Origin of the sequence: Peterkaempfera griseoplana (assembly GCF_001418575.1) — a bacterium.
In the GTDB taxonomy this organism is placed as follows: domain Bacteria; phylum Actinomycetota; class Actinomycetes; order Streptomycetales; family Streptomycetaceae; genus Peterkaempfera; species Peterkaempfera griseoplana.
In genome coordinates, this window is the sequence record NZ_LIQR01000531.1 from 1 (window position 1) to 9,814 (window position 9,814).

Below are 9,814 nucleotides of genomic sequence, written 5' to 3' on the forward strand. Positions count from 1 at the left end.
GCGTCTTCGCGGTGCTCGCCGGACAGGCCGTGGACCAGGCACCGCAGCTGCTCTCCTTCCTCCATCTGGTGGACGCGCCCGTCCCCGACGGGGAGCTGATGGAACTGCTGCGCCGCGGCCTGGACGAGCGCCGCCACGGCGCGGGGACCGGCCTGGCCGCGCTCTCCCCGGTGCCGCACGCCGCCTCCGCGGTCTCCGCGGTCCGCGGCAGCGAGCCCGGCGAGGACGAGCAGCAGACCGGCGCCCCGCCGGCGCCCTCCGACGTCGCCGCGGTGCTGGAGTGGATGCTGGACGGCCTCACCGCCGTCGGCGCCGTGGTCCGCGAGCCGGGCGAGGGCGAGCCCTCGGTGCGGCTCTCCCCGCTGGGCCACTGGGCCGTACGGGCCAAGCTGGAGGAGATCTGCACGGTGGCGCAGACCGCCGCCGGGCACATCGAGCAGAGCGCCCTGGAGCTGCTCACCGCCTGCGCCCGCTACTCGCCGGGCCCGGCCCGCGCCGAGTACCGGGCCTGGGTGGCGGCCCGCCCCGTCGACCGGGCGGTCTCCGAGCTGCTGGAGGCGGCCCGCGGCGACGACGCGCTGGTGCGCGGGCTCGCCTTCGAGGCGTTGCGGGTGGCCGGCGGCACGGCCGAGCAGGCCGTACGGGCCGCGGCCGAGGAGCCGGTGCTGCGCCCGTACGCGCTGCTGTGGCTGGCCGAGCAGTCGGACGAGGGCGGAGTGGTGCCCGCGGACGTGCTCAGCCGGGAGGACGCCGCCTGGCTCTGGGTGGACACCGGAGCCGCGGTGCTCGACCACGGCGACACCGCCCTGCTGGTCGGCCACGTGGAGGCGGCCGCGGTGGGCGATCCCAACCGGCTGTTCACCCGGGCGCGGCAGTCGGGGCACCCGCGCGCCGCCTCGGTCCTCACCGCGGTCGCCTCGACCCACCCGGATCCGGCGGTGGCCCGCGCCGCCCGCCGCTCCGCCTTCAGCGTCCACGAGGGCGGCGCCTGAGGGGCGCGGGCGGCGGGCCGGGCGCGGGTGGCGCCTCAGTGGCAGCTCCCGCTGCCGCTGTCGGTGGAGCCTCCGTCGTTGGCCGGGACGAAGTTCCAGCTGTACGCGTTGTGGGAGAGGGTCATCTGGAGCACGCCGAAGGTGTTGGCGATCCGTGACACGCTGTTCGCCGCGGGCGTCGGCCGGATGCTGAAGAAGCTCCGGCCGCCGGTGCCGACGACGAACTGGGGGATCCCCTTCACCGGGTCGGCGTTGCCCGCCCCGTCCTGTCCGGCGAACCGCTCGTAGAAGTGGGCGTGGCCGGTCAGCACCACGTCGGCGCCCTTGGCGTACAGCAGGCTGTAGATGGCCTGCATGTCCGGTTGGTGGTCCTGGCTGCTGGAGTAGACCGGGATGTGCCAGTAGGCGAGCACGCAGCTGTTGGTGTGCGCGTTGAGGTCCGCCTGCAGCCACTTGTACTCGGGGTTGCCGGGGTTGCAGCCCCCGATCACCGCACACTGGCTGTCCAGCGAGATCAGGTGCCACCCGCCGATGTCCCAGCTGTACCAGGAGGTGCACAGGCTGGTGCAGCCCGGTGCCAGGGGGTGCGAGCGGTCGCCGTAGTAGGAGAAGTACCCGGCGCCGCCGGTGGGCTCGATGGCGCTGCCGATGTAGCCGTACTCGTGGTTGCCCGGGGCGGGGTGGGCGATCGGGTCCATCCGCCCCCAGCCGGGGCCGTAGACGGACTGGAAGTCGCTCTGCGCGCCCAGTTCGTACTGGTCGTCGCCGAGCGGCAGCACCGCGTCGGGGTGGAGGCTCAGCGCCAGGTCGGAGGTGGCCTGCTGCTGGCACGAGGTGGCGGTGGCCGCCTTCCCGGCCGGACAGGCGATGTCGCCCGCCGCCACGATCACCGGGTCGGTGGCGGTGAGGGAGAATTTGGCGGAGCCCGGGACGCCCGCAGCCGTGGCGGTCACCGCGAAACCGCCCGCCGACGCGCCGGCGGTGAGCACGGGGCTGGTGGCGGTGCCGTCGGCGCCGGTCATGGCGGTCGCCTGCGTCGTCCCGTCGGGGAAGGTCCCGGAGGGGCCGGTGGCGGGCGCGCCGAAGGTGACGGTGACCCCCGCCCCCGCGCCGCTCACCGCCACCGTCAGCGGCGCCGCGAAGGCCCGTCCCACCATGGCGCTCTGCCCGCTGCCTCCGGTGGCGGCGATGCCGCCGCCGGACGTCGTGGACGGCGACGGCGACGGGGAGGGCGAGGAGGTCGGGGAGGGCGAGGAGGTCGGCGGCGGCGTCCCGTTGGTGAGCGTGAAGGAGGCCGGGCCCGCGGCTCCGGTCGTGGTGGCGGTGACCGCGTACGACCCGGCGGCTGCGTTGGCCGTCAGCGCCGGTGAGGTGGCCCTGCCCGAAGCGTCGGTCGCCACGGTGATCGAGGCCGAGCCTCCGGCGAAGGCGGCCGATGCCCCGGTGGCGGGCGCGGTGAAGGTCACCGGGACGTCGGGCACGGGCCCGCCGGAGGCGTCGTCCACCTCGGCGACGAGCGGCGCCGCGAACGCCGTCCCGGTGGCCGTGGTCTGCCCCGAGCCGGAGACCGCGGTCACCGAGGGGCCCGGGGAGGTGTTGACGACCAGCTGCGGGGCGCGGCCGGTCGTCTCCCGGGCGGCGAACTGTTTGCCCAGGGTGGAGGTGGTGTCGATGACGAAGGTGTAGGTGCCGTTGCCGGTGACCACGCTGCTCACGTCGGCGGAGGCCCAGGTGTCGGCGGCCAGGTTGGTCATCGCGGCGACCATGGTGGACCCCCTGGCCGGCCGGTTGGCGAAGGTGATACCCGTCTCGGTCCAGTCACTGCCGCCGGTCCACAGCCGGACACCGGTGGCCGTGGTCGCGTAGCTGTAGAGCTGGAGCTGCACCCCGGCGGGGGGCGCGGTGAGCCCGGAGACGGTGAACTTCAGATAGCTGTCCGCCTCGGGCTTGGTGTCGGAGAGCGCCCGGGCGGTGAGCACCGGGTCGGTGCCGTCGTTGGAGTCGGGGGCGTCGGACTGCACCGTGGCGTCGGCGGCGGCCGTGACGGTGGTGAGGGTGGCCGCGGTCGCCGGCGGGGCGGCGCTCCATCCCAGGCGCAGGCTGACCAGCAGGACCAGCGCCAGCGGCACCGCGAGGGCGCGGCGGAACGGTCTGGAGCGGAGGGCGGGTCCGTGGTGCGGTGCTTCGGTGGCGGGCATGGGGGCTCCTCCGTCGGTGGGTGGGCCGGTGGGTCAGTCGTCCTCGATGAGGCCCTGTTCCCCGCAGGGGCGCAGCGCCGCCTTCCGCCACTGCCAGGACAGCTGGGCGGTGATCTGCGCCGGGCCGGCGGCGGCGCTGTGGAAGACGCCCTCGATCCGGACCGGCCGTGAACTCTGCGGCGGCACCGTCCGCGGAGCGGTGATCCGTGCCTTCCACGGCTTGCCGCGGACGGATGCGGTCACCTCCAGCACCGTCAGGGCGGCGTCGGTCTCGTTGTTGACCGTGCCCTGGAGCAGGATGCGGTAGTTGCGCCTGCCGAACAGCGAGCCGCGTACCGGCTGGGGGTCGAAGACGGCGGAGGTGAGCATGATCCCGGGTTCCGAGCCGGTCGGGCAGTCGACCGCCCGGGTGCCCGGGGAGCCGGATCCGCCGACCCGGACCGGGGCCGGGTCGCCGCCCGCCGGCAGACGAGCGGGCCGCTGGTTGGCGAGCGGCGCCGGGGTGCGGGGAGTGTGCCGGTGCGACGTGGCGACCAGCACACCGGCTGTCAGGGTGAGCAGCGCGGCGACGGCGCTCACGGTACGGGAGGGGGGCCGCGGTCTCACAGCGGTTCCTTCCTGCCGGGGGAGGCGGTCGCGGGCAGGCAGGCCGCGGCCGGGTGGTGTGCACGGGCGCGGTCCAGCTCCTCCGCGTAGGAGGCGGTGTAGCGGCCGCTGCCGTCGGAGTCGAAGTAGGCGTGGGCCTCGTAGACGGTTCGGTGGGCCGGGTCCGCGATCCATGCGCGGGGATGCAGCTCTCCCCAGGCGGCGGGGCCGCTGCGGGCGTAGCCGCCCACCGAGACCACCCCGCCCCCGCCGGACCGGCGGACGGCGGTGACCGCCTGCTGGGATGCCTGTTCCCACAGCCGCGCCCCGGCCGCGCCGTGCACCGGCAGACGGGAGGCTTCGTTGAGCAGGCCGTACCCCACGACAGCCGGATCGGCCAGGGTGGCGGTGGTGAGCCGGGCCCAGAAGTCGGCGAGCGAGGGGGCCGGCAGCCCCGCCGAGCCCAGCAGCACCGTCCGGGGGCCACCGGCGGCGGCCGATCGGAAGTCGCCGTAGCCGTGCAGGTCGAGCAGGACGCGCAGCCCGTGCCGGTACGCAGCGGTCAGAGAGCTGCGCACCCGGGCCAGCTCCGCAGCGTGGAGGGGACCGCCGGGCACCGGTTGCAGCCGCTCCCAGGCCAGCGCCAGGCGCACCAACCGGATCCCCCGCGAGGCGAGGAACGCGTAGGAGGCGCCGCCCGGATAGGAGTAGTCGTAGCCGTACCGGCCCGGGTGCCCGCTGTCGTACCGGGGCGACGCCGTCCCCGTTCCGAACGATCCGTCGGCCAGGGCCACGCCCCGCGCCGTGCCGTTCCCGCCGGGGTGCCGTTCCACCACCGCCGCCTGCGGGCCCGCGGTGTCCAGCGCGCCCGACCCCCGTCCGGCCCGGTAGACCGCGAGGCGGTAGCCGGCCGGCCAGCGTGCCGCGGCCCAGGCGGTGACCGGCAGCCCCAGCCGGTCGGCGGCCCGGTACCAGGTGTCGGCCAGCGCGTTCCAGCGGTCCGCGTCCGGGCCCGAGGGCCAGCCCACCTCGCCGACGTAGCCGGCGGCGGCGTTGCTCCGCAGCCAGTCGGCGTAGCGCGCGAGGTCGGCCACCACCCTGGCCTGCAGCGCGTCCGTGCCACAGACACCGCCTCCGGCCGCCCGGCCTTCGGCGCGGGAGGCCGAGCCCGAGACGGTGACGGCCAGGGCGAGGCCCAGCAGGGCCCGCCGGCCCGGCGTCCGGCTGCGCTGCGGAAGGGGTGGCGACGCCGGGTGGCGCCGTGCGGTGGTCATGGCGTGCCGGGTCTGCCGAGCCCGGGCGCGGTGCCCGGGTCGCCGCTGCCGGGGTCGACCCTGCGCACGCTGATCGCGTCCAGCCCGGTGCCGTACCGCGCCACGGGGGTGCTGTGGGAGAGGGCCGCGCCCAGCGTGGGGAAGAGGTCCCTGGTGTCCTTCGAGGGCGTGCCGTCGGACTGCAGATGCACCGAGAGCTCGTCCTGACGGTCCAGCAGCACATAGCCGATGCCGGCCCACTGCGGCCGGTGCGGGATCCGCACGGCCGGGTCGACGTCCAGCTTGGTGTACCAGACGACGTGGTCGGCGGGGAATCCGGCCTGCACCAGGTCCACCCAGAAGCTGTCGTCCACCACCAGGTAGGCGGAGTGCGGCACATGGCTCTCCACCCAGGCCAGCGCCTCGGCCTTGCCCCGGTCCCGGTCGACTGCCCGCAGATCGTGCAGCGGATAGGACCAGGCGTGGCCGACGCTGAGCAACAGCCATGCGCACCCCGCCGCCACCGCCGCGGACCAGCCGAGCCGCCCCGGCGAGCGGCGCCCCGGCGTGTGCTGCACTGCGGCGCCGCGCTGTCGCAGCCGGGCGGGCAGCGGCAGCCGGCCGCGGTCCCACAGCCAGTCGAGGACCCCGGCCACGGTGAGGGCCGCGAAGGGGATCATGGCGATGACGTACGGGTACGGCAGGTAGCCGCCACGCAGCAGCTGCACCACCTGGATGGCGAAGGCGAGGGCCACCGCCCGGGTACGCCGGATCAGCAGTCCGGGCACCACCAGCAGCAGGGCCAGCCGCGGCAGCCAGGCGTCCTGGTCGAGCCAGCTGCGGATCACGGCGTGCGCGGTGCTGGCCGGGTCGAAGATGCTGCCGCTGCCCTGCCGTCCGGAGAGCTGCCAGCGCACCGCCCACTCCAGGCTGACGTGCCCCGGGCCGGTGAGCAGCTCGTTGTTGAGCAGCGCGAACAGCGGATAGGCGGCGCACAGCAGGGTGAACCAGGCCCCGAACAGGCCCAGGGAGAACCGGCGGGTGCGGCGGTCGCTGTGCTGCACCAGCAGGGCCAGCACGGCCGGCAGATAGAGCAGCGCCGTCTCCTTGCTGAGCACGGCGACCGCGAGGCAGACCGCGGACGCGGTGGCGGCCCGCAGGCTGCGGCGCGGCGAGGCCGCGAAGAAGAATGCGGCGAGCAGCCACGGAGTGACGATGTTGTCCAGCAGCGCCGCCCTGGTGAAGTAGACGGCCAGCGGGCTGAAGGCGAACAGGGCCACCGCCAGCACCCGCCCGGGGCGGCGCAGGCCGACCCGGGCGGCCAGGCCGTAGAGCAGCGGCACCGACACCAGCTTGCAGAGCAGCATGAACTCGCGGGTGCCGCCCACCGCGTAGGGCGGGTGGTGGAGCCATCCGGTGAGGACGTTCCAGGCGGCGATCTGCAGCCATCCCAGCGGCGGGTGGGCGTACCAGTAGGTGTAGTGGCCGAGGGCGTGCCGGTGCTGGACGGCCCAGGCGTAGGCGGTGTACGTGCCCTCGTCGTCGAAGCGGGCGGGGGAGCCGTACATGCCCAGTGCGTGCACCACGCCGGCTGCGGTGGTGAGCAGCAGCACCAGCGGCAGGTCGTCGCGGTGGGCCCGGATCAGCCCCCGCAGGCGGCGGCCGATGCGGCGGGCCAGCGGCCGGCGTGGCGGCGGGGCGCCCTCGAGGGTGATGTCCAGTGGGGGCAGGGTGCGGTCGTAGAGCGGCAGTGCCATCAGGCGCCTCCGACGCTGAGGGTGTCCTCACCGGCGGGTGCGGCGGCCGCGGCGGGCGACCTGCCGGCTGCGTCCAGGTGGGCGCCCACGTGCTCGGTCTTCTCCCAGCCGCGCTCGCCGCGGAACTCCCGTACCGCCGCGCGCACCGCGGCGGTCGCGAGCAGCAGCTGGTAGGGGACGGCCCCGATCACCAGCTTGAGATAGTCGCGCGGCCGCACCCCGAGCTCGAACATCCGGTTGAACTCGGCGAGCCCCACCACCTCGACCACCAGGGTGGCCAGCGTGGGCGCCAGCGGCAGGAAGGTGAGCAGCACGAACAGGACCGGCGCCTTGAGCAGCAGGGCGGTGACCGCCGACACCGGCACCAGCAGGCCGGAGAAGGCCTGAAGATACGGCATCGCCAGCAGGTAACGGGCCATCAGCCGCCGGCCGCGGCCCGGCAGCCGCCGCCAGGCGCCGCGACGCAGCACCTGGAGGTAGCCCTGGTTCCAGCGGGTGCGCTGCTTGACCAGGCCGCGCAGGGTGGGCGGGGTCTCCTCCCGGGTGGCCAGTTCCGGGCTGTAGGCGACGGCCACCCGGGCGCCTGCGGTGCTGAGCCGGATGCCCAGCTCGCAGTCCTCGGCGAGGCAGTCGGCGTCCCAGCCGCCGGCCAGCCGCAGCAGGTCGGTGCGGACGAAGACGGTGTTGCCGCCGAGCGGGATGAAGCCGTTGCGGGCGTGGAAGTGCAGTCGGCTGGAGAACCAGAAGAAGTACTCCAGGCAGTTGCGCAGCGACCACCAGCTGGAGCGGTAGTTCATCAGCTGCACCCCGCCCTGCACCACATGGGCCCGCTCGGCGCGGAAGCAGGCGTCCACATGGGTGAGCAGGGTGAGCGCGACCACGTCCTCCGCGTCGAAGACGCCCACGATCTGGCCCCGGCAGTGGGGCAGCGCCGTGTTCAGGCCCTTGGGCTTGTTCTTTGGCACGCTCTCGTCGACCACGACCCGGACCCGGCGGTCCTCCGCGGCGAGGCGGTGGGCCACCGCCGCGGTGCCGGGGTCGTCGTCGCCGACGACCACCAGGACCTCGAAGTCCGGGTGGTCCTGCCGCAGCAGGCGGCGGACGGTGTGCGCCAGCACGGCCTCCTCGTGGCGCGCGGGCACCAGAAGGGAGAAGGAGAGCCGGGGTTCGTCCGGCGCCGGGAAGGGCATCTGGCCCACGGCGTGCGGAGTCCTCCAGGAGTCGATCATCCAGGCGAGTGTGGTGACGGCCACGAGGAAGAGCGCCATGGTGGCCGGCGCGTAGAGCGCCATGACGAGAAGCTGCGTCACTGGTGGTGGGCCTTCCCCCTGCGGTTCTTCCCGGACCCGGACCCGGGCCGGGCTGCGGAACGGTGCCGGTCCGCCGCGTCCGTCACGCCAGTCCCTCCGGGGCGAGGCGGATCCCCCAGCGGGGCCAGCTGTCGGTGGCCGGCGGCCCGGTCGGGGCCGGTGCGACGACCGGCGCGGGGGGCTCCGCCGGGGTGCCGCTCGCCAGGAGCCGGGGAATCTCCTCCGACCAGCCGAAGCGGTCGGAGGCGAGCACCCGGGCCCGCACGTGGGACAGGAAGCCGCTGAGGATCTCGCGCTCGCGCCGCCGCAGCGCGGCGTGGTCGAGTCCGCCGATGGTGACCGCCGGTGCCAGATAGCGGAAGGGCGGGAAGCCGTAGGCGTCGTCGGTGTTGACCAGCATCCGCTCGACGGTCTCCTCGTGCCCGAGGTCGGCGAGGCGCGGCGCGCCGCGTTCGATGACGAACAGCTCCCGTACCCGGGTGGAGCTGCCGAGACGGCAGGGGACCAGGCGGTCGACGGTGTACTTGGGCGGCGGCACCAGGATCTGGGTGAGCGCGTTGATGCCCATGATGGGCAGGTTGAAGCGGCTGAGCACCAGGGCGATCGAGCGGCCGCCCTTGGAGTGCAGCCTGCTCTGCCACTGCAGACGCCGCCACTCGGCCCTGGTCAGGTCGTCGGCGTGCACGGCCCGCAGTGTGTGCGAGCTGATGGTCAGCGGCTTGGGGAAGCAGACGGCCGTCCCCGACTCGTCCACCAGCGTCATGTCGTCCGACAGGAACCTGCCACCGTGCTCGCGCAGCAGGCGCAGCACGGTCGCGGTCTTCCCGGTGTCGGTCAGGGCGGAGAGCATCACCCCGGTGCCGTCCAGTTCCACGCAGGCCGAGTGCAGCAGCATCCGTCCCCGCGAGATCAGCACGAAACGCAGCAGGGCCTCGACGACATTGGTGTAGACGACGTGCGGGGAGCGCGCCAGCAGCGGCCCCACCTCCACCGCGACGGTCTCCCCCAGCTCGATCCGGAAGTTGGCGCCGAGCCGCCCCAGGTGCTCCTCGTACCGCAGCGTCGTCGGCCCGGTGTACTCGATCATCGCGGCCCGGCGGCGAGGGATGCGCCGTCCGACGTCGCCGACCCGGACGGTGATGTCGCACTCGTTGTCGGGCACCCACTGCGCACGGAAGAACTCCAGCTCCGGCAGGCGGATCTGGGAGCCGATGGTGACCGTGCCGGCGATGTCGTAGCGGTACGGCAGGTAGGCGGAACGCTTGCGGGCGAGCCGGTCGGTGGAGGCGCGGGCCGTGGCGGGCCCGGACGGGCCGGCCACCGGGTCGATCAGCAGCCGTACCGGGTCGCGGCCCTTGGCCTCGCGGGCAGACCGGTCGCCGGCGCCGTAGATGACCCGGTCACTGAGGAGGAAGCGGAGCAGGAACAGCAGTACCAGCGTCACCGCGTTGGCGGTCAGCACCCCGGTCCCCGCCCGCACCATCAGTTCCAGGAAGGGCAGCCGTGCGAGCAGCAGCAGGTTGTTGAGGGCGAAGAAGCGCCCGGCCCGGCCGCGGCGGCTGCCGTTGCCCCTGCCGCGGTACACCAGCGCCTCCACCAGGGCGAAGTTCCAGGCCGTGGAGGCCTGGGTGGCGAGGGCGGCACCCAGCAGGTGGTTGATGCCGAGCAGGTGGTGGAAGATCCACAAGGCCGCGGTGTTCACCCCCACCCCGGTCAGCC

The 9,814-nt window shown here is 74.5% G+C and carries 6 protein-coding genes and 1 pseudogene; 1 reads left to right on the forward strand and 6 read right to left on the reverse strand.

What is annotated here, in order from left to right; all coding sequences use genetic code 11:
- Positions 1 to 992: pseudogene (locus tag AOK09_RS31845) on the forward strand (hypothetical protein); the annotation flags it as partial.
- Positions 993 to 1,027: 35 nt separating this feature from the next.
- On the opposite strand, the gene AOK09_RS38495 reads toward AOK09_RS31845, so the two are convergent.
- The 6 genes from AOK09_RS38495 to AOK09_RS31875 form a co-directional block, all read right to left on the reverse strand.
- A complete protein-coding gene (locus AOK09_RS38495) occupies positions 1,028 to 3,190 on the reverse strand; it encodes a CBM96 family carbohydrate-binding protein (protein ID WP_055590699.1) in 2,163 nt (720 codons plus the stop codon).
- Positions 3,191 to 3,223: 33 nt separating this feature from the next.
- Positions 3,224 to 3,796: a hypothetical protein gene (locus tag AOK09_RS31855; RefSeq protein WP_157876115.1), complete on the reverse strand. Its 573-nt coding sequence runs from the start codon at positions 3,794 to 3,796 to the stop codon at positions 3,224 to 3,226.
- Positions 3,793 to 5,049 (reverse strand): cellulase family glycosylhydrolase, encoded by a 1,257-nt coding sequence (locus AOK09_RS31860; RefSeq protein ID WP_055590701.1) that lies wholly within the window; start codon positions 5,047 to 5,049, stop codon positions 3,793 to 3,795. Before AOK09_RS31860 ends, AOK09_RS31855 begins: the two co-directional genes overlap by 4 nt.
- Positions 5,046 to 6,785 (reverse strand): glycosyltransferase family 39 protein, encoded by a 1,740-nt coding sequence (locus AOK09_RS31865; protein WP_055590702.1) that lies wholly within the window; start codon positions 6,783 to 6,785, stop codon positions 5,046 to 5,048. The genes AOK09_RS31860 and AOK09_RS31865 overlap by 4 nt, the downstream gene beginning before the upstream one ends.
- Positions 6,785 to 8,077, reverse strand: a complete 1,293-nt coding sequence (locus AOK09_RS31870) for a glycosyltransferase (protein ID WP_055590704.1) — start codon at positions 8,075 to 8,077, stop codon at positions 6,785 to 6,787. Before AOK09_RS31870 ends, AOK09_RS31865 begins: the two co-directional genes overlap by 1 nt.
- A gap of 100 nt (positions 8,078 to 8,177) precedes the next feature.
- Positions 8,178 to 9,814: GtrA family protein (locus tag AOK09_RS31875; RefSeq protein ID WP_217698522.1), on the reverse strand; the 1,637-nt coding region annotated here is incomplete at its 5' end.